Raw genomic sequence first — 22,578 nt, forward strand, 5'->3', positions numbered from 1 at the left:
AAAGCGAGGGAAGAGAATGGGATTCCAGACAAACATCGGTGTATCAAAATCAGACAAGATTTATGTTCATGGCTATGATTTGACGGAAGATTTAATGGGACAGATCACGTTAGCGGATATGGCATTTTTGGGAGCAGCACATAGGAAGCCTACCCAGAATGAATCAAAGATGCTGAATGCGTGCATGGTTGCCATATGTGAACATGGATTTACACCCAGCTCGATTTCCGCACGCTTGACCTATCTGGGAGCTCCGGAGGCTGTGCAAGCTGCAGTCGCAGCCGGATTGTTGGGGGCTGGTTCAGTCTATCTAGGAGCCATGGAATACGTTGCTCAAATGCTTCAAGAGGCGTTGCAAAAGTACGGTGCTGATTGCGACAGAAAAGAGATCGCCAAACGAATCCTGGAGGAACGTGAAGAAAAAGGACTGCAAATGCCAGGGTTCGGACATCCGATTCATAGACCTGTTGATCCACGCTCAGAAAAATTGTTTGCATTGGCAGAGGAGCTAGGGTTTGCCGGAAACCATACGGCTATCATGAAAGAAATTCACGAGCAATTCAGCACGAAAAAAGGCAAACGGATCACACTAAATGCGGCAGGCGCGATTGGAGCTGTGCTGTCGGATATGGGGTTGCACTACAGTGTCGTGAAATCATTTGCCGTCGCGGCGAGGGCAGTCGGACTAATTGCCCACATTGTGGAAGAAATCGAATCCGGCAGGAAAGATTGCATGGCCCAAAAACTGTACGACTTTGTGGAGGAGAATACCCTCTACACGAATCGCATACCAGACGAAGTGAAGTAGTAAACCGACGTCACAGTAAGAAGGGGAGCGGATGACATGAACGTTACATTCAGCAGTGAAATAGAAGAGCTGCGGAAAGCTGTACGGAGTTTTATCAGCGAGAAGGTCGAACCAGTCGCTGATCAAATTGAACGTGAAGATCATATACCAGATCAAATCGTGGATATGTGCAAAGAAGTGGGATTGTTTGGACTGAGCATCCCTGAACAATACGGCGGACTGGGTATTGATATGTTTGGAAAATGCGCCATTTTTGAAGAAGTAGGGAAAACAAGCAATGGATTTACGACCGTCATTGGTTGCCATAATGGCATCGGTTCTGTAGGGATTGTCGAGATGGGCACGGAGGAGCAAAAAGGCAAATATTTGCCGCGCATGGCTACCGGTGAAATGATTGGGGCTTTTGCTTTAACAGAACCAAGTGCAGGTTCGAATGCGACTAATTTAAAGACAAGGGCTGTACGAAAAGCAGACAAGTTCATCTTGAATGGCTCCAAACATTACATCACGAATGCGCCCATCGCTGGTATTTTCACGGTCATGGCTGTCACCGATCCTTCCAAGGGAGCAAAAGGGATCACGTCCTTTTTAGTCGAGAAAGATTTCCAAGGCTTCCAGATCGGAAAAATAGAAGAAAAGATGGGCTTAAGGGGCTCCCATTCGGCTGAGATATTCTTTGAAGATTGTGAAGTGCCTGTAGAGAATGTCCTTGGCCATGAGGGAATGGGCTATACCAATGCTCTTAAAATCCTGGCGAATGGACGGGCGGGATTGGCAGCCAGAAACCTCGGTTCTTGCCAAAAGCTACTGGATATGTCCATGAAATATGCAATGGAGCGCATCCAATTTGACAAGCCGATTTTTGAACAACAAATTATCCAGCACTACTTGGCAGAAATAGCACTGGACTGCGAAACACTGCGAGCGTTTACGTATCATGTCGCTTCGCTCGTTGATCAAGGCAAAAATGTAATCAAAGAAGCCGCGATGGTGAAACTGTTTGCCTCTGAAGTCTATAACCGTGTGGCAGATAAAGCGGTACAAATACATGGGGGGATCGGATACATCAAAGAATACCCGATCGAGCGTTATTACAGGGACGCCAGAATTACCAAGATTTATGAAGGCACCTCGGAAATCCAAAAGAACATCATCGCAGGTCGTTTACGTAAGGAATACACGTGACCAGCGACATTTCCGGGCCCGGCGTCATACAAGACGAAGGGCCATTTTTTATTTGACTGTACTTTGTTATCAATATTTTTTATTTTCAGAATTATTTATTGTTGTTTTTTCATCTGCCGCTTATAATTCTACTAGTGCATGAACTTCATATCCTCGTTTTTTTGAAGTGTATACTTCGGAAGCGAAACTGAAATTGCTTTCCTGTTTGGAAGTAATGAACCTAAGGAGGCATGACATGAAGATGAATGAGTGGGAAGCGTCGTTTGAAGCATACGTCCAAAGGCTGATGGATGATTTTCAAGTTCCCGGTGCGATCATTGCTGTAGCCAAAGACGGAGAACTCACTTATGAAAAAGCATTTGGTTATCGGGACCGCGAAAAGCAAGCTCCCATCGATCTGGATACGGTATTTGGGATCGGATCGATTACGAAGTCGTTTACATGCATGGCGATCATGCAGCTTCAGGAAGAAGGAAAGCTTTCCGTTCATGATCCGGTTATCACCTATTTGCCTGAGTTTCGGACACCGGGCGAAGCCCAAACGAAGAGCATCACCATTCATCATTTCATGACACATACCCTCGGATTTCCACCACTCCCATCTCTCATTCCTGCAATGCTACCCAGCTTACAAGCCGATCCGACAGCAAAAGAATTACTCCAACATTTTGAAGCGCAATGTAAACATCCAATCGATACCTTCGAAGACCTCATGGCCTATATAGAGAAGCTGCCCTTTGAATTGTTGGGACCTACTGGGACAGAATTCAGCTATTCGAACGAAGCTTTTGGCTTGCTTGGAGCGATTATTGAGCGGGTCAGCGGCAAAACATACGAAGCCTATGTCCAAGAGCATATTTTACAGCCACTTGGCATGGAACGCACGGTTTTTCATGTGGAGGAATTAGGCGAGGACGACAATACGACCATGTTGTACACACCGCGCATGAATGATGGAGTTCGTGAAGTAGTACGTGCCCCCGGTTGGTGGGATGCTCCCTCCATGCGTGCAGCAGGCTTCCTCAAATCGTCCGCACGTGACATGCTTCGGTATGCGGATGTTTATCGGACATTAGGGCTTTCAAATGGAGCGAGAATCGTCTCGGGAGATAGCGCCTCACAAATGACTGCCCCTCATGTCCGGATTGATTTGAGCCGCAGCTATGGTTACGGACTCGGCGTGTTTCCATTTTCCGAAGATTACACCTTACTTACCCATACCGGCGGTTTAAAAGGGATGACCGCGCAAATGTTCATCGTCCCAGAGACGGGAGTAACTGGCATTCTTTTGACCAACATGGATGATGCCCCTATATCCAATCTGACATTAGGTTTGTTAAACAGCATGTTCGGTCGCCCGCTCGATACGCAGTTTGCCACGTTTTCCGAATGTGAAGTGCCGCTTGCTTACTTGCAGCAATGTCCCGGTAGATATAAATCCGGAGAAGGTGACGTAGTAGAGATCAGATTCGATGAAGCACAGAGACAGCTCGTACTCGTTTTAGGTAGTGATGCGTTCCCACTGCGTTCCGTTGGCGAAGATACGTTTTTGTTCACGCGCCACAACATCGATTCACTCATCCGCTTTGTTCGCCATCCAGACGGTGAGATCAAGCGCTTGGCGTTTGGTTCGCGTCAATTGTCGAAAGCAATCTAATCAAAGATAGGGAGGCAGTTTCGCATGAAGGTGTTTATTTCGTTGGACATGGAAGGGATCTCTGGACTAAGCGAATGGGAGGATGTGATCCCCGGTCGCAGACATTACGAAGCGGGGAGAAGACTACTGACACAAGATGTAAATGCGGCGATTGAGGGTGCACTGGAAGCAGGAGCTACCGAAATTATCGTCAATGAGTCTCATGGACCGATGAACAATATCATTCTGGAAGAATTGCATCCACAGGCAGATGTCATCCGTGGCTTTTTCAAGCCTCTCTGTATGATGCAGGGAATCGACAGTAGCTGCGATGCCGCATTTTTCATCGGTTATCATGGAAAAGCGGGAACAGGAGATGCGGTACTCAATCATACATTGTCTGGCCTCGCTATCCATCGGCTTATCTTAAATGGCAAAGAGGTGGGCGAAGCAGGTTTAAATGCAGCAATCGCCGGAGCCTTTGGTGTCCCTGTCGTACTCGTTACCGGAGATTCCCAAACGGCCAAAGAGGTCGAAGAAGATATCCCTGGAGTCTATACGGTCGCTGTGAAAACAGGGATAACGGGCCTCTCGTCGCAAGCGATGCATCCCGTTCGTGCGAGAGAGCTGATCCGTCAGCAAGCAAAAGAGGCATTGCTCCATCGCAGTACAGTTAAGCCGCTTGCACAAAGAGTAGAGAATACGATAGAAGTCGAGTTTACGAAATCACAATTTGCCACAGCAGTCAGCTGGATGCCAGGAATTGAACTCATCGAAGGACGAACGGTACGCTTCCATTCGCCTGATCTTGTTAGCATGATGCCCGTCCTGCAAGCGATGTTGTTGATAACTGGGCAAGTAAATCGAATGATTACTGGTTAAGTAAACCAAAAATGCAGCTCCTCATCACGAGGATCGCTGCATTTTTTTCGTTTTAGTTCAGAGGCTTATGGCTTTTCAAATACGCAAGGGCATTATAGATCATTTCGGCTGCTTCTTCACGCGTGATGGGCTTTTGCGGATGAAGCTTGTTTTCCTTATCCAATTCGATAATATCTCTTGCCAAAGCTCGTTGAATGGAGCCTTGGTAATCCACGGTGAGTTCATGATTATCTTGGATTTCTACCGGTACTAGTTTGATCATGGGCAGATTACCCTTAGTCTCCATGACTCTCATTAGCTGGTGAATGAACTGCTCTTTGGTCCATTCTGCGTTCGGATCGAGATCAGCTGGTAGCTCCAATCCGTTCGCAGCCGCTATGATCAGACTCTCTGCATACCAAGCATTGTTATCGGCTTTGGAAAAAAAGTCAGTAGCTTGTGGTGCCTTTACAAAACGGATCGCTGCCAGACTCAAATCAAAGGCATTTACAATCAGTTGTACACCTTGAGCAGCCGTTATCGTTTCGTTAGGCGCAAATTGGCTATCATCTACGCCTTTTATCACACCTTGTTGCTGTAAGGAAAGAATTTTATCTTTCGCTCCCGATTGGGCAAGGTCCGTAAAAGGAGTCGTTGCAGCAAAGCTTGGTTGGGCGAATGACACGGTTAACAAAGCAATGATAGAAAGAGACATCATATTTTGTCTGACATTCATGGTAGTCACCTCGTCAATTTTTGAAGTTTCACTCCATTTGACGAAGAACAATTAGCAACGTTTCATCTTTCCTTTTATCTGCTTTTGAGCAATCATATCCTATGATAATATTGAGATAATGATAATCGTTATCAAAGGAGGGGTTACTTATGTTCAATGCACCCGATAGCATATGTAGTACTAGCAAAGAGAGAACAGATCAATCAGTGACGATTTCTTTCGTACTTCTATCAACTTACAAAGGACCACTGCCTTCTCATTTTGGTACCCAAACATCGAATACACATCTTCTCTTGTTTGTCGAATCTGGGAAAGGTTCTATCTGTATAGGAGAACAAGAATACCGATTATTCCCTGGACGATGCTTCCTTAAGCCGCCGGGTATGACCATACAAACGGTGGCAGATGAAGGCGAAATAGTGACCGTTTCTGAACTTGAGTTCAGCGGGTACAAAGTAACATCCGTTCGTGAGGTTGAAAATGTTCATGTGGTAACAGAGCCTTTTGGCTTGCCCGTTTCGGGAGAGTTAAATGAGAGCGAACTAGGACAAGCGATCCGCAACTTATGTGAACGGCATGAAAATCCAGGAGATCGTGATCGATTTTCGTCCCATTGTCAGTTACTATCCTTGGTGGAACGAATCTGGGAAGCAAATGAAAGATGGCGGGGCAACGAAAATCTGAAAGCGGTAGAGCATACGATCCGCCTAATGGAACAAGACTATTTCAAGCCTCTCAGTCGTGAAATGCTGTCAAAAGAGGCCGGAATGAGCCCAAGTCATTATTCGACTGTATTTCGCAAAGTGAAGGGTAAAAGCCCGATGGAATATTTGTCTGAGATTCGTCTCGAGAAAGCAAAGGACAAGCTGTTGACATCAAACGCGCGGATTCGCGATATCGCTCTGGGGGTTGGATATGCCAGCGAGTTTTATTTTAGTAACAAGTTCAAGAAGATGACAGGCATTTCCCCCAGAGAATTTATCAGCCAGAATCTTAGTAAAAAGCTGCTAGTGTCGCACCCTGAGGCATTTAGCATGACGGAAACAGTGCCGAGTCGTGTGATTGGACTATTTGTGGAGGATCACTTGAAAGTGTTTGGGATCAAGCCTTTGGTCCAATTCGCTTCTGGAGGATTTCAACAACGCTATCTGGGATCATTTTTGCGTGAGGTACGACATTTTGATCCCTATGAATCTGATTTTCAAGCCATTCAACAGGAGAAACCGGATATCATTTTGCTGGGGATTCCACAATTTGCTGAGGAGGGACGGTTCGATCGGTTGGCAAACATTGCTCCCACATACCTGTTTGAAAACCCCGTTGATGATTGGCGACAAACGCTGCGCACTGTCGGCAAATTACTAGGCAAAGCATCCGAGGCTGAACGAGCCATCCATGAATATAATCAGAAGGCTGAAGTAGCGAGAAGTATCCTCAAACATTCGCTTGGAGATCGGTCGGTCGCATTGGTTCGTGTCTACGCAGATGGTGACATTCGTCTGTATGGAGGACCAAACGGCTATACCGGGTCTGTACTATATGGCGACCTCGGTTTACGCCCACCGACGCTTGTACGTGACCTCATCTGGGGTTCTTCCGAATGGATGAAGAAAATTACGTTTGACATGCTAAGCGAATTGGATGCACAACGTTTGCTAATTGTTGTAGACGAGGCTGGGAGGCAGGAGGCATGGAAAATGACGAGCAGTGAACAGTGGAAAAGCGTTCCCGCCGTACGCGAAGGAAACGTGTATGAAGTGAGGTCGGACATATGGATGACGTACGGCCTGCATGCGCATTGCGCAAAAATTGATAACGTACTGGCAGTATTGACAAGTGAGGGAACATACCGTACAAAAGTGTAAAAAACATCGAACATTTCAGCATGTCACTTCTATTGATGGCATGCTAAAATTCTCTTTGTTAATGAGAATCACTATCAACAACAGGGGGATTTATATGCAGAGCCAATCGAAAAGATGGTTGTTCAGCTTTGGTTTCGTTCTGTCCGTTTTACTTGCTGGTTGCGGAGGTGGTTCCGGCAACATAGCCACCACGGAGCCGACTGTCTCATCGGACACAAGCGCCCAATCCGCATCAACGGTACGCAAGTTCACACACATGATTGGTGAGATCGAAGTGCCAGCAGAGCCGAAGCAAATTATCGGGTTGTATATGGAGGATTTTCTTGTCTCCTTGGGGATTAAACCTGCAGCGCAGACCACAATTGGCGCTTTCACCTTGAAATATTTGCATGAGAACATCGGAGATCTTCCGAAGCTTGATACGAGTGCGATGAATTTCGAAGCGATCTTGGAGATGGAGCCGGATCTGATATTACTTGGTCTTCCCAATTATGCGCAAAATGACAATTATGCAAAATACGCCAAGATCGCCCCTACTTATGTATTCGAGGCAGAGGCAGCCAATGATTGGCGAAATACGTTGCGCAAGGTCGGGGACTTAGTCGGCAAGCGTGAAACTGCGGAGAAAGTGCTGACGGACTATGAACAAAAAATCACTGAAGGAAAACAAAAGCTTGAAAAAGCGGTCGGGAAACAAACCGTAGCGTTAGTCCGCGTACGCAGCAATAAAGAAATTCGATTATACGGTGGCCCACAAGGCTACGCTGGGTCGGTACTCTATCAAGATCTTGGGCTCGAGCCTCCAGCTTTAGTGAAAGAGCTTGCCTGGGGCGATAATGCTGGGCATGCAACCATTTCCGCTGAGGTGCTGCCAAAGCTTGATGTCGATCATTTGTTTGTCGTAGTTGATGACGGTGGGAAAGAGCTTGCTGAGGAGATATTCTCGACCAGCATTTGGAAGTCACTTCCAGCTGTTCGTTCTGGCCACGTTTACAATGTGGCGCCAGATCACTGGATGACGTTTGGACCTATTGCTTACAATCGCAAGGTCGACGATGTGTTAAATGCACTAGTGAAATAAGTGGCTTGAAAACAAGCAGAGGAGTGTTGGACTCATGAGTCAGGAAACCGTATCGGATATGACAGCAACGATCCGGAATCGCAGGACGATCCGGGATTTTAACGGGGAGCCTATGACGGAAGAAACGGTCGTCGAATTATTGCAAGACGCGGCTTGGGCACCGTTTCACTCCGCAAAAGAGCCTTGGCGGTTTATCTTGTTTATGGAAGAAGGGCGCCGAACGTTTGCTGAGGCGGTCATGCTGGCTTACTCCAAGGAAGAGGTTGAAAAGTGGGGCGAAAAGATGATGCATCAATATTGCGAGCTCATGCAAGCACATCTTTTGATTGTCATCGAAGCAGATCCGCGCCAAAAACAGTTCGAAGATGCTTTCTCGGCGGCAGCAGCGTTCATACAAAATTTGCAGCTGCTAGCTTGGGAGAGAAAGGTCGGAGTAGTCTGGAAGACGAACGATTACAATTGGCATCCGAAGTTTCTGCAAGCCGTTGGTGTTAAGCAAGGAGAGAGAGTTGTGGGCACATTACATCTCGGTTATTTCAACGACAACAAAGTCCCGCGACCGAAGATGCGTACACCGATTCGTGAGCTGCTTACTGTCCATCACGAATAGGTGCCTATCCCAATACTTCATAGAAAAAACAATCGGTCCTCCACGTGAGACCGGTTGTTTTTTCTATTTGTTTACAATTAAATGATTTAAAGAAAATTTTATCTTTTGATTACTATTTCATTTAACATTACCTATTATCATCAGATTGAAAAAGAACAACGTGTGTTCGAACCATGGAGGAAATGGAAATGAAAAAGCGATTTCTCTTACTAGGTATTCTTTTATTGCTACTGGGTTATCCATTCTTGCGACCGATCGTAGAGGATGTATGGCAAAAACAGCCGGATGCTACAGCTTTCCCGAAATACAAAGAAATTCGCGTTGAACAAGATCAGATTTATCAGGGCGATCTGTTACTGGTCAACAAGAACGATCCGATCCATTCAGAGGCGGTGCCATCCGATGTGATTCATTTGTCTTCGCATAATTATTTAGTGGAGGGTTATCGCTTGCAAGACAATTCCATTGAATTGTCTGAGAACGCAGCGGAGGCGTTCAACGAGATGGTCCATGCAGCAAGCAGTGACAACGTCAATCATTTTATGATCAAGAGCGGCTATCGAAGTTTGGAAAAACCGGGAAAACTGGCTGAAGAGAAGGGACATGCCCACGATACATTGCCAGATTGTTTTAACGAACATCATCTGGGTACAGCCGTGGACGTTACATCCACACAAATGAAAATCGACCAATCCCCAGAAGGGAAATGGCTACAAGAAAACGCTTGGAAATACGGGTTCATTTTGCGCTATCCGAGGGAAAAGGTCACAAGCACTGGCGTTCCTTACAATCCTATGCATTACCGATTTGTAGGTTTGCCGCACAGCGCCATTATGCGAGAGCGTCAATTATCCTTGGAGGAGTACGTGAATTACTTGCGAGAGAAAAAGGCAGTGTCAGGGACGATAAATGGTGGAGACTACAAAATTTATTATTATCCAGTGGCGACTAGCATCATGATTCAAGTGCCTACCAATGGGAAGTATGTGATTTCTGGCGACAATCAGGGTGGTGTCATTGTGACAGAGTTTTTGTAGTTTGGTCATTCTTTTGCACAGCGTGCGAAAAAGGCTGCTGAAGCACTCAGCAGCCTTTTTTTGTTGCGCCCAAGAAGATGATTAAATCACACGTCTTCCAAGCTCAAAACGTTTTTCCCAGGAAGTCCCTTTGAATTTGGTTGTCGTAACTCCCGGCTTACCGTACGTATGCAGTAGCTTATTGTCTCCAGCGTAGATGGCAACATGGGTAATGCGAGAAGAAGAGCTGCCATAGCTGCGGAAGAAAACGAGATCTCCTTTTTGCAGCTGATTCTTCGAGACTTTTTGACCGACTTTGGACTGTTGACGTGAGTCTCGAGGCAGATTCACTCCGACCTCTTTAAACACTCGCTGTGTAAAGGAAGAGCAATCAAATGTACGCGTTGTTTTTTTGCTCGAACCAAATTTATAAGGTACGCCTTTATACTTCAATCCTTCTGAAATGACCTGATCGGCAATGTCGGAAGAGGAAGCAGTGCTACTATCTGACTGTTTATTCTGATTACTAACAGTAGTACTTTCCTCATTGGCTGTCAGGTCGATATTCGTACCATCTTGCAGCATTTGATCCAATTGCTCATTTTCAGCCTGTTGATTCTGCTGTTTATCTTGATTAAGTGTAGTTGTGGAGGTGAGGCTTGTCTCAGAAGCCGCATAGGCTTGTCCGTTCATGAGAAGAGAAGTCCCCATTAGAATAGCTACGACCGTAGTAGTTGTACCTTTCCAGTTTCGCTTTGTCATGATGTTCCTCCTTCTGAATGGTTGATCTTGATGTGTGTTTCTCATCCACGCTCTTATCGTACAGAACAAAACTAAGATTCCCGGTAGAATTTCATGAGAGTTTCCTGAGAAAACTGTTGGTAAGATATTCAAACGGAGATGATATACATGCCTACACCAGATGGAAAAGGCTATTTGCTACTCGTGGAAGATGAGCATAACTTGGCAAGATACTTACAATTGGAGTTGGAGAATGAAGGATTTTCGACGGATATTGAATACGACGGGCTTTGCGGATTAGAAAAGGCACTAACGATTGAGTACGACCTCATCCTCCTGGATGTCATGCTGCCCGAATTATCGGGGATAGAATTATGCCGACGAATTCGGGAAACCAAAGATGTCCCCATTATCATGATCACGGCTCGTGGAGAGGTTCCGGATATCGTGACGGGATTAGACAGTGGAGCCAATGACTACTTGGCGAAGCCGTTTGCCATCGAGGAGTTATTTGCCCGGATTCGTGCCTTATTGCGTCAGCGGGAATCAAAAGCGAACCAGGAGATAGTGGTTGGCCGATTGCGTATCCAGCCCAACGCGCGGCGAGTGTTCCTCGATGAAGAGGAGATCATGTTGACACCACGCGAATTTGATTTGCTTTATTATCTGGTTCAAAACAAAGAGCAAGCGGTCTCGCGAGAACAAATTCTCACAGCCGTTTGGGGTTTTGACTTTATGGGGAATACCAACATCGTGGATGTGTATATCCGATATTTACGGAACAAGATTGAAAGTGATCCAACCGTCAAACTGATTCATACCGTGCGAGGAATTGGATATACACTACGAGATTAAAAGGAGAACGCAGTGCTTACACATCGCAGATACTCGCTCAAATGGAGACTCACGCTGTTTTTTAGCTCCGGCATGCTGGTCTTGCTTCTCTTTTTGTCCATATTTATTTTTTTCAGCACCTCTAATCTCGTCCATCAACATGAGCAAAAATTGCTTAATCAGAAAGCAACGGCCATCGCAGCCGATTTGAAAACGGAAATCACCGAAGAAGCATCGCTGACGATTACCTATTTGACGCGTTTGTTAATCAATTACGCTGACGTCAATCAATTCATAAACATTAGCGACCAAAACGGCAAGGAAATCGCTTCGATACAGGGAGCCAATTGGACAAAAGAGCCAGAAGACTATTATGAAAGGACCTTGGTCGCTAAAGAACCAGTGCAGCTGCCGTTCACATCCGAGCTTTTGTTTGTGCAAATTTCTACTACGACAGAAGCGCTTGAATGGTATTTTTCCATCTTGCTGACGATTCTTTTTCTCTCTTCCTTTTTTACTTTGCTACTTTCGGCAATTGGAGGCTATTGGTTGAGTAACTGGGGACTTAAGCCTCTCGATCATCTTATCCAGCAAATCCATTCCATTTTCCCTCAACGGCTCTCCCAACGTATTCACCATCATCACGTAGAGACTGAAATCTACGAGCTGATCCATGCCTTTAATCTGTTGTTAGATCGTATGGAAGAAGCAATGGTCTATCAGCAGCGATTCGTCACAGATGCATCTCACGAGTTGCGAACACCACTCTCGATTATTGAAGGGTATGTAAGTCTTCTGCAAAGATGGGGGCAGCACAAGCCAGAAGTAAGGGACGAAGCACTCGCAGCTGTTCAACAGGAGTGTAAACGACTTTTCAAACTGATTGATGACCTGTTGGCGCTAGCCAAATTGCAGCATACCTCACAACTAGGCTCAACGAAAGTCGTGCAGCCATTAACCCCTCTGCTCCTTGAAGTAAAGCAAGCGTGGGTACCGATTTTTCCTCCACAAATTAAGCTGCTTTTTGAATGGGAGGAAGCTCTTGTCCTTTTGATGGATCGAGAGCGGATTCGACAGTTATTGGACATCCTTTTGGACAATGCACGGAAATACACAGATGAAGGACAAGTGAAGGTACGAGCATATGGGGATGAAGAGACCGTGCACATTGTGGTAGAGGATACAGGGATCGGTATTCAAGCAAAAGAGATTCCCCACCTTTTTAAGCGATTTTATCGTGTGGACAAATCCCGTACACGAAAAAGGGGAGGTAGCGGGATCGGTCTGGCCATCGCCCAAGCGATTGTTGCGGATCACGAAGGAAGCATCTCCATTGCTCCTTCCGCGGAAAGAGGCTTGATCGTTCATGTTTTGTTGAAAAAAGCGGGAATGGATTAACGACACGAATGAATAACGATGGGGCTCTGTTCGCATTTTTGCTCGAAACAGGTTGGAACAGGCGTTCATTCCAGAACCTTCGTTTCTCATTGTGATTCCCTATGATAATCATAGGGAATTTGTAATTGTTTCGAAAGATGGTCGCTCCTATAATCAAATACGTAGCAATGCTACATAAAATCGATAGGAGCTGATTTCAAATGTTAAAAGCCATTTTTTATCATGCAGGTTGCCCAGTATGTGTAGATGCGGAGCAAGTCGTCCTTGATTACCTGGATCAAACAAAAATCGATATTGAAATTGTCCACCTTGGTACAGAGCGGAATCGCCTTGAGGAAGCAGAGAAGGCTGGTATTCAATCAGTTCCTGCTCTCGTGATTGGCGGGAACGTCTACCACATTAACTTTGGTGCAAGCTTGGAAGATGTGAAAAACGGCTAAATGAGAAAAGGAGGTGCTTTTGAGGCGCCTCCTTTTTCCTATGCTTTTACACGACCATGTTTCCATTTACAATGGATAGAAGAATGGAACAGGGAAGGTAAGATACGATCATGATGTTTGATCCTCAACAACGTAAGGAAAATCGCTCAGCTCGTATCATGATGGCTCTATTTCGAATGTCCCAAGCGATTAAAAAGGTGACCCAGGCAGAGAGTGATGAACAGGGACTGTCACCCGTACAAATTCAGGCGTTACTGTTCGCTTTGTATACGAGAAGAGACGTGGCTTCCATTGGTAACTTTGCCAAAGCAATCGGAACGACGCATGTGACAGCTGTTAAGATCATCAATGGACTCGTAACGAAAGGACACATGACGAAAGTACCTAAAAAAGAAGATCGACGAGTGACGCTGCTTCAACTGACTGCAAAAGGGGAAGAAGCTGCATCGAATCTTGAAAAATGGGGGCATACACTGGAGGAAGCCCTTCATTCTATTCCACATGAGATACTGGAAGATTTCGAGATCGGGCTCGGCTCCGTGATAACAGCGATGCAAAGACGTGGTCATCTCGTTGTAGCGGAGCCCTGTCTAGGCTGCATTCATTTTCGGCCGAATACAGGTGATTCCCATACACCTCATTATTGCGCGTTCATGGAAAAGTACCTCACGCATGAAGCATCCTTGAAAGAATGCCCCGAGCATATTTCCACTGGGAATAACTAAATAATGATAGGCAATACCTATCGAAATGATAACAACGCTGCTATTGAACAATGATTTGCCTCGTCATAAACTGATCTTGACTCTCGCATCATCGAACATCATCGCGTTTTACCGTGGCAATTAACTGCTCCATAAAGACTCGGCTTGCTGCACACAAATACTTGTTTTTCCGGTAAACGATACCGATTTGCGCCGTGATAGTGGGCTGTTGGATCGGAATCGTTCGAATCCGTTTATCATCGATATAGTCGAGGTAGCCTTTCGAAAGTACCGTGACACCAACACCTTGCCCGACCATATTCGTAATCGATTCCATTGTGGTCATCTCCAAAACAGGCTGAGGCGCGAAGCCCAGCTCCTGACACTTTTCATCAATCAACTGACGCAAAAAGTACGTGTTGGGCAATAAAATGGAGGGGGTTTCTTTCAAAATCGCAAGCGAAACAAACGGTTCCTTTGCGATCGGAAGATCCACAGGTACGCCTAGGGCCAGATTTTCTGTATAGAGCGGAATGGTTTCTAGATCGTCATGCTCCATAGGCAAAAAAACAATGCCGAGATCGAGTTCGTTTTTCAGAAGTCCTTCATAAATATCACCGGTTCTCAACCCAAAAATAGACAATTCAACCTTCGGATAACGCTGGTGAAACTCGATAACAGTAGGCGGGAGCAAGTAATTGACAACTGTCAGCAGTACGCCAATTTTTAATGCGCCTCTGCTTAAGCCTTGCAGCTCACTAATCGCTGCACGTGCCTGTGACAACTCATGAAACACATTATAGCTATGGTGAAGCAATGTTTTTCCTGCTTCCGTCATAACCGTTCGTTTGCCGACGCGATCAAACAAGGGCATACCGATTTCATGCTCAAGCAGGCGGATTTGCTGACTGAGTGAAGGCTGCGCAATGCCCAATTTCTCCGCTGCGCGAGTAAAATTCAACTCTTGGCACAGTGCCATAAAGTATTCTAATTGCTTGAGCTCCAACGACTATCCCTCCGGCGATTTATGATCGAACAATAGGTTTTTCCTATCATTATAGAACAAACCATTATGGATTTGTATGGATAAAAGAATGAGGTGATCGCTTGTGGATATCGAAATCATTTCACTGAATGTAGGTAAACCCAAACAAGTACAGTATCAAAACAAAGAGGTTTCTACCGGCATTTTCAAAAGCCCTGCAACAAAAGCTCTATATCTATCCTTTTTGAATTTCGAGGGAGATGGACAGGCAGATCTGGTCCACCATGGGGGCAAGGAGAAGGCCGTATGCGTCTATCCGTATGAACACTACCCATTCTGGGAAGCTGAATTACAGAGAGAGCTGGCAATCGGTGCCTTCGGAGAAAATCTGACGATTCGGGGATTAGTTGAGACGGACGTATGCATCGGCGATACCTTTCAGCTAGGGGGAGCGATCGTACAGGTCAGTCAACCGAGACAGCCTTGTTATAAATTATCCGTGCGTTACGGTGTGCCTGAAATGTTGGTTAAGGTCCAAGAGACCGGCTATACTGGCTTTTATTTTCGCGTGCTAAAAGAAGGGCTTGTATCTTATACGGATGGATTGATAAGACTCTCATGTCATCCAAAAGCGATAACGGTCTCCTATGCAAACCGAATCATGCATCAAGAAAAAGAGAATATCGACGGCATGAAAAAGCTGTTGGAAGTAGAGGAGCTGTCCTCCAATTGGCGAGCGACCTTTACCAAACGATTATCCGGCATAGAAATTGATACGCGCGAAAGGCTGACAGGCAACCAATCATAGCTACAGCATTTCATTAATACGGACAACAAGTGTTGTAACTCCCGGGAAGTGGATATGATCTCTTCCCCAGTACATATCGGACTGGATGCCAAAATTAAGCTAGGCTGTACCCGAGATGGAAAACTAATGGCCGCCGAAATATTGCATTTGTATGACGGCGGTGCGTATTCCGATCGGGGTGCGGTCATGAGCCTAGCCGGAGCCTCCGATTGTACGGGGCCATATCGCATCGACAACGTTCAATGCGATTCTTTTTGCATTCCATTGGGCTCTATGCATTTGGGAAGTTATACGTTGGCAGCGGCTTTACACTCCAAATTGGATTATGTCGAATCGTATCTGGCGACGGTACGGCAGATTGGATCGATCGTACATTTTATCAGGAGCCCATTCATCGGAGTTGGGCGGTATTTCACTGCTCGGAAGCGCACTTGGGGCAATCGTACCCGCTGCGTTGCGGCGTAGTGGCTGCACAAGCGATGCACGCGGCAGCCCTTATGATTTTGTTAGCGGATCAACCATTGATTACAACAGGGATGATCAATGAACTGCTCTTTCACTATCAGGCTACGACCGATGTGGGTTTGGTGGTTTTATTTTGAAGAAATATCAAAAGGGCCTAGAGATTTGGACAAGTTTATGGTCCGCACCATACACGAACGCTCGATTTGCCTATGTCGTAGCCGTTTTCGCTGCTATAGAGTTGGGCTTGGGGTCAAGAGCGTTCACCGACCATCTGCCAATCTTTGTAGCAGAGCATTTTGGCGATGGCTTATGGGCCTCCATGATCTACTTCGGTTTTCGTGCTTGCTTTACGCATAAGAAGATTTTTTCGCGCTGTGGTGCAGCATCGCGATTTGCTTTGCAATCGAGTTCAGCCAGTTGTACCAGGCGGTTTGGATCAATCAGATCCGGGGGACAACTCTTGGAGCGTTGGTATTGGGAAAAGGCTTTTTGGTGGAAGATCTCGTGAGGTATAGTGCTGGGATTGCCGTCTCTTCACTGTTTGATCTGGCTTGTCTATGGCGCAAGCGCTCTTCCTAGCGTTCAAAGGTAAAAGGTCGACTAATCGTAGCAAAATCACCGGCTAAACTGGCAAGTGGCTCCCACGATTCAATGGCGAGCTTGAAATCTCCTGCGTACGCAGCCGGATCGATATGGACGCATTCCACTGTACCCAATACCACATGATCGCTTCCAAGAGGGATGATTTGATTCAGGCTTAATTCAAAGGCGATCGGGGCTTGTCTCACTGCTGGAACCTGTACACGAGTACCAGGACGCGGTGTAACGCCGGCAAGCTCAAATTCATTTATACCTGCATCTACGTTGGCAGCTGAGCGAATCATCGCTTCGCCTAATGGACGAGAAACCATATTGATGACAAATTCCTTTGCCTCCCGGATATTTGTAAGGGTATCTTTTTCAGTTCCTTTACGCTCTTCTACCCCGGGACCGATTGAAATCATGAGGGTGGGAGGCTGTCGAGAAGCGATCGTAAAAAAACTGAACGGAGCCAAATTCAAAACTCCACCCTTGCTTATCGTTGAGACCCATGCGATCGGTCTTGGTACTACCGATCCGATCATGAGTTTATACATATGGAATTCACTGATTTCGTTAGTATGAAAAGTGATGGTATCGCGATCTGACATCATTTATCTCTCCCGACTGATTGATTTACGCAGCAATCCTCTTCAGTATAGAGAGAAAGAGATAGAAAGCTAGTACGCACAATTTTGTGAGCGACTAACAAATGGGAGAGTGACATCAATGACTTCTGAAATTTCAGCAACCAAGAAGCTAACGCCTTTTGACTATACGCTATCAATCATTGGTGGGAAATGGAAAATGAAAATCATGTATCAATTAAAAAGCAACGAAGTTTTACGGTATGGTGATTTGAAAAGGAATATCCCAGGAATTACGCATAAGATGCTTAGCTTGCATTTAAGCGACCTCGAACAAGACGGCATCGTCCAGAGAGTGGAATATCCTCAAATCCCGCCAAAAGTAGAGTATTCGTTAACAGCTCAAGGTCAGTCTTTACTGCCGATTTTGGAGGCAATGTGCTTGTGGGGGGTAAAAAATCAACCCTAATTGCACAACGCAACTCAACTCAGTTCAGAGAATTGGCTCTTCAGGGAGTTACCTGTCATTAGGTAACCACATAGGCTAAAGGGTAAAGCCTTTTACTGGAGAGGAGATTGAGATGTACAACAACTATTACTATTACAATAATCAATGGCATTATCCCATGTTTGCCGGATGGAATAACAACCATTTTCACTATGGGTGGAGTCCTCATTATTACAGCTGGAGCCATGCGAATGGAAATCGATACTGGAATCGTGATCAGAATACCATCGAATTGAGAGATTATGGACCAAAGCCATTTGTCGTGAATATTGAGCAAGCTACAAAGCAAAACAACACATTCCGTACGGCATTATGGACAGGGAAGCACTTGCAGGTGACGCTAATGAGTATAAATGTTGGAGACGACATCGGTTTAGAAAATCATCCGGATACGGATCAATTCATCCGAGTGGAAGAAGGCCAAGGACTTGTTCGGATGGGGGATCGACAAGATCATTTAGATTTTGAACAAAGAGTAAATGATAACGATGCCATCATGGTCCCCGCGGGCAAATGGCATAATGTTATCAATACGGGTAATACGCCGCTAAAAGTATATTCCATCTACGCGCCACCTCATCATCCATTTGGCACCGTTCATGAGACGAAAGCCAGTGCCATGGCTTCTGAGCAAAGCACTCAATAAGAATCGAGTCGATAGGAAATGGTGCCAGACATTGAGGGAGCGACTAAAAAGATAGGGGAAGTTATGCCGCTCCTTTTAAGGGGCGGGATTTTTTTAGTGGGATAGATATTTTCCCAAGGATATTTTCAACAAGCATAGAATATTATCATTATTCACAATCTTCGTTTAAGGAAGGTATAAACCTATGGATAAAGAAGCTCAGAGAATCGACCTTAGACAAGAACAGTTCAACATGAAAGAGCTGCTTCAGTCACTTGTTGAAACGACTACGGACGCGATTTCAGTTAGGGACATGCAGGGTAAAATACTTTTTGTGAATAGTGCTTTTGAAAAAATCTATGGTTGGACGTATCAAGACCTCCGGAATGACCCGTACTGTCTCGTACCTGAAGATCTTATTGACGAGACAAAGGAAATTTTCCACGAGGTTAAATATGAAGGGAAAAATATTACGGGCTATGAGACCGTGCGTCAACGAAAAAATGGCCAGATCGTGCAGGTTGGTCTAACAGCTTCCCCTATAAGAGATACAGAAGGAACGATCATAGGCACTTCCGTCATCGCAAGAGATATTACGGACCGCAAAATGGCGGAAGAGGCTCTCGTGACAAGCGAGGCAAAGTACCGTATCCTCGTAGAAAATACAAGCGATGTTATTTGTCAACATGATGTACACATGAATAACCTTTTTGTATCTCCTTCTATCGAACACCATTTGGGATACACACCGGATGAATTTCTGCAAACGAATAGTTTTGATCTCATTCACCCCGATGATGTGAAAATCGTGAAAGACCTGCGTTCCTTACTCTCCACGAATCCCCAAAATGTACAAATGGAGATCAGAATACGCCATAAAAATGGATCGTGGGTGTACTGGGAGTCGCGTTGTGTTCCGATCATGTCTGAGAACAAAGAGGTTGATAGCTTTCTATTCGTTTCACGCAGTATCACCGAGCGAAAACAGTCTGAAGAAGCTTTGCGCAAGAGCGAGGAACAGTATCGATTCATTGCCGAACACACAGCAGACTTCATATCCGTGATTGATAAGAACGGTCACGTATCGTATGGTTCACCTTCACATCTGAAGAAATTAGGTACGAACCAAATTATCATTGAAAACATTCATCCAGAAGATGCATCACTCGTCTTTGAGCGATTTTCCACTATGCTTCAATTCGATATACCTATTACATGTGAGTATCGATACAAAGTGGAAAACGAGAAATGGATCTACCTCGAATCAAAAGGAATGCCTTTTTTCAGCTCGGATGGCGAAAGTCAATACTTTATCAACGTTACACGTGATATTACGGAGAGGAAGCAGAACGAAGAACTTCTCCGCAGAACAGAGAAGCTGTCCGTAATCGGTGAATTGGCTGCAAGTATCGCGCATGAAATAAGGAATCCTCTTACGTCATTGAAAGGCTTTATCCAGTACTTGCGGCCAACGCTATCGGAAGGCGTCATTTTTACAGACATTATGTTGTCCGAGCTAGATCGCATCAACTTTATCGTGAGTGAGCTGCTTGTATTGGCCAAACCGCAAACTCTGAATGTGAAGCGGATTCTTTTACACCCTCTCATTGAAAGTGTGGTAAAGTTTCTCGAATCAGAAGCGAATCTCAACAACATTTCGATCAACACCATATTCAGCCATATACCGATAGCGATTAAAGGAGAAGAAAATCAAGTAAAACAAGTCTTTATCAATATATTGAAGAATTCCCTGGATGCTATCACGGCGAATGGCGAAATCAGCATAGAAACCACATGCCTTCATAATAACCAAGTGCTGATTCGTTTTACCGATAATGGTTGTGGCATTTCCCAAGAGCTGCTGCCTAGGCTTGGTGAACCTTTTTATACCACGAAAGAGAAAGGAACAGGCTTAGGTTTACTTATCAGCAATAAAATAATCAAAGACCATCAAGGCACCATCACCATCTCAAGTGAGGTTAACAAGGGTACCATCGTGGAAATCATGTTGCCCATTTCGAAATAGGAAGGTGATCCTAATGAATACTCAAATCGTTGGCAGTAAGGTAACATTCACCAAATCCCCACCTACGTGTGCTGAAAAAGCCAGAATTATTAGAGGGGGAGAAAATCATGTGGAGGAAGTTACAGCTTCATCCGCTTGCAGTTCGATACAGTGTGTTTATGATCGGACTGGCGGTTATGGCGTTTGGCATTGGCATGATGATTGAGGCGCATTTAGGTGTTGCGCCGTGGGATACATTGCATATCGGATTACAGAAAACATTTGGACTGACCATCGGCATATGGTCGCAAATCGTGGGAGCCATGATCATTCTCGCTTCCTACATCATTGGCAAGATCCGGCCTAACGTGGGTATGTTTTTAAACATGTTTTTCTTCGGGCTGTTTATTGACTTATTCATGTGGCTGAACTGGATTCCTACAGGAAAAACCGTTATAGAACGAGCCATTTTGTTCGTTGTCGGATTGCTCATCTATACGGTCGGCACGGGTATGTATATTTCACCGCGATTGGGAGCCGGTCCACGTGATAGTTTTATGTTAGCTCTGCATGAACGAATGGGATGGGGCATCGGTAAAGTTAGGATCGGTATAGAGTGCACGGTCATGGTGTTGGGCTTGTTGCTTGGTGGACCCGTTTCTGTGGGAACCTTTGTGACGGCCCTTGCGAGCGGACCGCTGATCAAGCAGTTTATTCCGATGTGGGAGCGAATCCTGGCAAAACCGTACGGAACGGCTTAAACAGCGCAAAAGAAAAAGGGTGCTCAAATTGAGTACCCTTTTTCACTTTGTTGCTGCTTGCGTTCAGCCATATAGGATGCGATTCCTAAAATCAGACCCAGTGCTACGAGCACAGCGCCGACCCATGGGAGAGAGGTAATATGAAGATGAGTAATAACCCATCCGCCAATGAAAGCACCAGCTGCATTTCCTAGATTTCCGGCAGAATGACTGGAGGTAGAAGCAAGCGCTGGCGCATTCTGTGCGAGATTCATCACACGCACTTGCAGCCCTGGAAATACAGCGAAAGAAGCAGCGCCCCATAGAAAAATGGTCAATACGGCAGCTATTGGACTGTACAGGGTAAGCGTAAAGAGCGTGAGAATGATGCAAATAGTAAAGTAAAGTCCAAGTATGGATGGCATCAGCTTCCAATCCGCAAGCTTTCCGCCCACGATATTGCCGATGGTCACTCCACAGCCAAAGAGGACAAGAATCCACGTTACATGATACTCAGCAAAACCGGTAATTTGCGTCAACAGAGGCGCAATATACGTAAATACGGTGAATAGGCCCGCATTGCCCAGTGCTCCGATCAGGAGGTACAGAAGGAGCTTGGGCTTGAGAAGAGCGGTAATTTGCCCAGTGATACTTCCGGTGTTTTTTTGCCGCATGTTTGGGACGAAAACGAGTATTCCGATCAGTGCTATTACTCCCATGATTGCTATAGTGCCAAATGAGGCTCGCCACCCCATGTGTTGACCGATGAAAGTCCCCAAAGGTACACCAATAATATTGGCGATCGTCAGGCCGGCCATCATAATGGAAACGGCTGCGGCACGTTTGTCAGGACTTACAAGACTAGAGGCTACAACAGCCCCAACTCCAAAGAATGTCCCGTGTGTCAAAGCGGTGATCAGGCGTGCCCCCATCAGTATTTCGTAGTTGGGAGCAAAAACAGAGATTCCGTTCCCGAGAATAAATAGAACCATTAGTAGACAGAGTAGCTTCTTTTGGGGAATTCGGTGGGTGAGGATTGTTAGTATCGGTGCACCGATGGCTACCCCTAGAGCATACATGGTAATGAGTTGACCCGCAGAAGAGATACTAACATCTAAATCCTCTGCAACATTCGGCAGTAGACCCATAATGACAAATTCCGTCATCCCAATGCAAAAAGAGCCCACTGTAAGAGAGAGCAAAGAGATAGAAGACTTTTCCTTTTTGGTCTGTTTCTTGGTAGTAGTGTGAGATAACTCCATGAAGTCAATACAACCTTTCTGCATTATAAAATCCCGTTTGTGGTGCGGGTAAAGATTACCTGTTCTACTTTGTTAAGTCAAGGCATTATTTTTACGCTT

At 45.5% G+C, this 22,578-nt stretch carries 23 protein-coding genes and 2 pseudogenes; 20 read left to right on the forward strand and 5 right to left on the reverse strand.

Features of this window, described 5'->3' with window-relative positions; genetic code table 11:
- Positions 1 to 16 precede the first annotated feature (16 nt).
- From ACFVS2_RS04045 to ACFVS2_RS04060, 4 genes are all read left to right on the forward strand, one after another.
- On the forward strand, positions 17 to 808 hold the full coding sequence (locus ACFVS2_RS04045; protein WP_390231231.1) for a citryl-CoA lyase: 792 nt from the start codon (positions 17 to 19) through the stop codon (positions 806 to 808).
- Positions 809 to 844: 36 nt separating this feature from the next.
- A complete protein-coding gene (locus ACFVS2_RS04050) occupies positions 845 to 1,993 on the forward strand; it encodes an acyl-CoA dehydrogenase family protein (protein ID WP_390231234.1) in 1,149 nt (382 codons plus the stop codon).
- A gap of 235 nt (positions 1,994 to 2,228) precedes the next feature.
- Positions 2,229 to 3,650, forward strand: coding sequence for a serine hydrolase domain-containing protein (locus tag ACFVS2_RS04055; protein WP_390231237.1), 1,422 nt, complete (start codon positions 2,229 to 2,231; stop codon positions 3,648 to 3,650).
- A gap of 24 nt (positions 3,651 to 3,674) precedes the next feature.
- A complete protein-coding gene (locus ACFVS2_RS04060) occupies positions 3,675 to 4,511 on the forward strand; it encodes a M55 family metallopeptidase (RefSeq protein WP_390231240.1) in 837 nt (278 codons plus the stop codon).
- Positions 4,512 to 4,563: 52 nt separating this feature from the next.
- Here ACFVS2_RS04060 and ACFVS2_RS04065 read toward each other — a convergent pair whose 3' ends face one another.
- A complete protein-coding gene (locus ACFVS2_RS04065; protein ID WP_390231243.1) occupies positions 4,564 to 5,226 on the reverse strand; it encodes an S-layer homology domain-containing protein in 663 nt (220 codons plus the stop codon).
- Positions 5,227 to 5,375: 149 nt separating this feature from the next.
- On the opposite strand from ACFVS2_RS04065, the gene ACFVS2_RS04070 reads away from it, so the two are divergent.
- The 4 genes from ACFVS2_RS04070 (at position 5,376) to ACFVS2_RS04085 (ending at position 9,819) form a co-directional block, all read left to right on the forward strand.
- Positions 5,376 to 7,091, forward strand: coding sequence for a helix-turn-helix domain-containing protein (locus ACFVS2_RS04070; RefSeq protein ID WP_390231246.1), 1,716 nt, complete (start codon positions 5,376 to 5,378; stop codon positions 7,089 to 7,091).
- A 94-nt stretch (positions 7,092 to 7,185) separates the two neighbouring features.
- Positions 7,186 to 8,172 (forward strand): ABC transporter substrate-binding protein, encoded by a 987-nt coding sequence (locus tag ACFVS2_RS04075; protein WP_390231249.1) that lies wholly within the window; start codon positions 7,186 to 7,188, stop codon positions 8,170 to 8,172.
- A 34-nt stretch (positions 8,173 to 8,206) separates the two neighbouring features.
- On the forward strand, positions 8,207 to 8,782 hold the full coding sequence (locus ACFVS2_RS04080) for a nitroreductase family protein (protein WP_390231252.1): 576 nt from the start codon (positions 8,207 to 8,209) through the stop codon (positions 8,780 to 8,782).
- Between the two features lie 188 nt (positions 8,783 to 8,970).
- Positions 8,971 to 9,819 (forward strand): M15 family metallopeptidase, encoded by an 849-nt coding sequence (locus tag ACFVS2_RS04085; protein ID WP_390231255.1) that lies wholly within the window; start codon positions 8,971 to 8,973, stop codon positions 9,817 to 9,819.
- Positions 9,820 to 9,900: 81 nt separating this feature from the next.
- Here ACFVS2_RS04085 and ACFVS2_RS04090 read toward each other — a convergent pair whose 3' ends face one another.
- Entirely contained in the window at positions 9,901 to 10,560 is a 660-nt protein-coding gene (locus tag ACFVS2_RS04090) for a C40 family peptidase (RefSeq protein ID WP_173617611.1), read from the reverse strand.
- A 147-nt stretch (positions 10,561 to 10,707) separates the two neighbouring features.
- On the opposite strand from ACFVS2_RS04090, the gene ACFVS2_RS04095 reads away from it, so the two are divergent.
- From ACFVS2_RS04095 to ACFVS2_RS04110, 4 genes are all read left to right on the forward strand, one after another.
- Positions 10,708 to 11,394 carry a response regulator transcription factor gene (locus ACFVS2_RS04095; protein ID WP_390231258.1) on the forward strand — a complete coding sequence of 229 codons (687 nt, stop codon included), beginning with the start codon at positions 10,708 to 10,710 and terminating at the stop codon, positions 11,392 to 11,394.
- Positions 11,395 to 11,406: 12 nt separating this feature from the next.
- On the forward strand, positions 11,407 to 12,771 hold the full coding sequence (locus ACFVS2_RS04100; protein ID WP_390231261.1) for a sensor histidine kinase: 1,365 nt from the start codon (positions 11,407 to 11,409) through the stop codon (positions 12,769 to 12,771).
- 200 nt (positions 12,772 to 12,971) lie between these two features.
- Positions 12,972 to 13,211 carry a glutaredoxin family protein gene (locus tag ACFVS2_RS04105; RefSeq protein WP_390231264.1) on the forward strand — a complete coding sequence of 80 codons (240 nt, stop codon included), beginning with the start codon at positions 12,972 to 12,974 and terminating at the stop codon, positions 13,209 to 13,211.
- Positions 13,212 to 13,321: 110 nt separating this feature from the next.
- Positions 13,322 to 13,936 (forward strand): MarR family winged helix-turn-helix transcriptional regulator, encoded by a 615-nt coding sequence (locus tag ACFVS2_RS04110; RefSeq protein ID WP_390231267.1) that lies wholly within the window; start codon positions 13,322 to 13,324, stop codon positions 13,934 to 13,936.
- Between the two features lie 88 nt (positions 13,937 to 14,024).
- Here ACFVS2_RS04110 and ACFVS2_RS04115 read toward each other — a convergent pair whose 3' ends face one another.
- On the reverse strand, positions 14,025 to 14,921 hold the full coding sequence (locus ACFVS2_RS04115; RefSeq protein WP_390231270.1) for a LysR family transcriptional regulator: 897 nt from the start codon (positions 14,919 to 14,921) through the stop codon (positions 14,025 to 14,027).
- Positions 14,922 to 15,024: 103 nt separating this feature from the next.
- On the opposite strand from ACFVS2_RS04115, the gene ACFVS2_RS04120 reads away from it, so the two are divergent.
- The 4 genes and pseudogenes from ACFVS2_RS04120 (at position 15,025) to ACFVS2_RS04135 (ending at position 16,752) form a co-directional block, all read left to right on the forward strand.
- Positions 15,025 to 15,708 (forward strand): MOSC domain-containing protein, encoded by a 684-nt coding sequence (locus ACFVS2_RS04120; protein ID WP_390231273.1) that lies wholly within the window; start codon positions 15,025 to 15,027, stop codon positions 15,706 to 15,708.
- Between the two features lie 36 nt (positions 15,709 to 15,744).
- Positions 15,745 to 15,969: pseudogene (locus ACFVS2_RS04125) on the forward strand (molybdopterin cofactor-binding domain-containing protein); the annotation flags it as partial.
- Positions 15,918 to 16,310, forward strand: coding sequence for a glycosyltransferase family protein (locus ACFVS2_RS04130; protein ID WP_390231276.1), 393 nt, complete (start codon positions 15,918 to 15,920; stop codon positions 16,308 to 16,310). The pseudogene ACFVS2_RS04125 and the gene ACFVS2_RS04130, both read left to right, overlap by 52 nt.
- Before the next feature lie 23 nt (positions 16,311 to 16,333).
- A pseudogene (locus ACFVS2_RS04135) lies at positions 16,334 to 16,752 on the forward strand (ribosomal maturation YjgA family protein).
- On the opposite strand, the gene ACFVS2_RS04140 reads toward ACFVS2_RS04135, so the two are convergent.
- Complete coding sequence (locus ACFVS2_RS04140) at positions 16,749 to 17,363, reverse strand: flavin reductase family protein (RefSeq protein WP_390231279.1); 615 nt, start codon at positions 17,361 to 17,363, stop codon at positions 16,749 to 16,751. The pseudogene ACFVS2_RS04135 and the gene ACFVS2_RS04140 sit on opposite strands and share 4 nt — an antisense overlap.
- 118 nt (positions 17,364 to 17,481) lie before the next feature.
- Here ACFVS2_RS04140 and ACFVS2_RS04145 point away from each other — a divergent pair, with 118 nt between their 5' ends.
- The 4 genes from ACFVS2_RS04145 to ACFVS2_RS04160 all read left to right on the forward strand — a co-directional run bounded on the left by ACFVS2_RS04145 (position 17,482) and on the right by ACFVS2_RS04160 (position 21,238).
- Entirely contained in the window at positions 17,482 to 17,808 is a 327-nt protein-coding gene (locus tag ACFVS2_RS04145) for a winged helix-turn-helix transcriptional regulator (protein WP_390231282.1), read from the forward strand.
- Positions 17,809 to 17,920: 112 nt separating this feature from the next.
- Entirely contained in the window at positions 17,921 to 18,493 is a 573-nt protein-coding gene (locus ACFVS2_RS04150; RefSeq protein WP_390231285.1) for a cupin domain-containing protein, read from the forward strand.
- A gap of 184 nt (positions 18,494 to 18,677) precedes the next feature.
- Positions 18,678 to 20,498, forward strand: a complete 1,821-nt coding sequence (locus tag ACFVS2_RS04155; RefSeq protein ID WP_390231288.1) for a PAS domain S-box protein — start codon at positions 18,678 to 18,680, stop codon at positions 20,496 to 20,498.
- A 107-nt stretch (positions 20,499 to 20,605) separates the two neighbouring features.
- Positions 20,606 to 21,238, forward strand: coding sequence for a YczE/YyaS/YitT family protein (locus ACFVS2_RS04160; RefSeq protein WP_390231291.1), 633 nt, complete (start codon positions 20,606 to 20,608; stop codon positions 21,236 to 21,238).
- Positions 21,239 to 21,261: 23 nt separating this feature from the next.
- Here ACFVS2_RS04160 and ACFVS2_RS04165 read toward each other — a convergent pair whose 3' ends face one another.
- Positions 21,262 to 22,479, reverse strand: a complete 1,218-nt coding sequence (locus ACFVS2_RS04165) for an MFS transporter (RefSeq protein ID WP_390231294.1) — start codon at positions 22,477 to 22,479, stop codon at positions 21,262 to 21,264.
- Positions 22,480 to 22,578: the final 99 nt, after the last annotated feature.

Origin of the sequence: Brevibacillus sp. NPDC058079, from assembly GCF_042885155.1 — a bacterium.
GTDB lineage: Bacteria > Bacillota > Bacilli > Brevibacillales > Brevibacillaceae > Brevibacillus.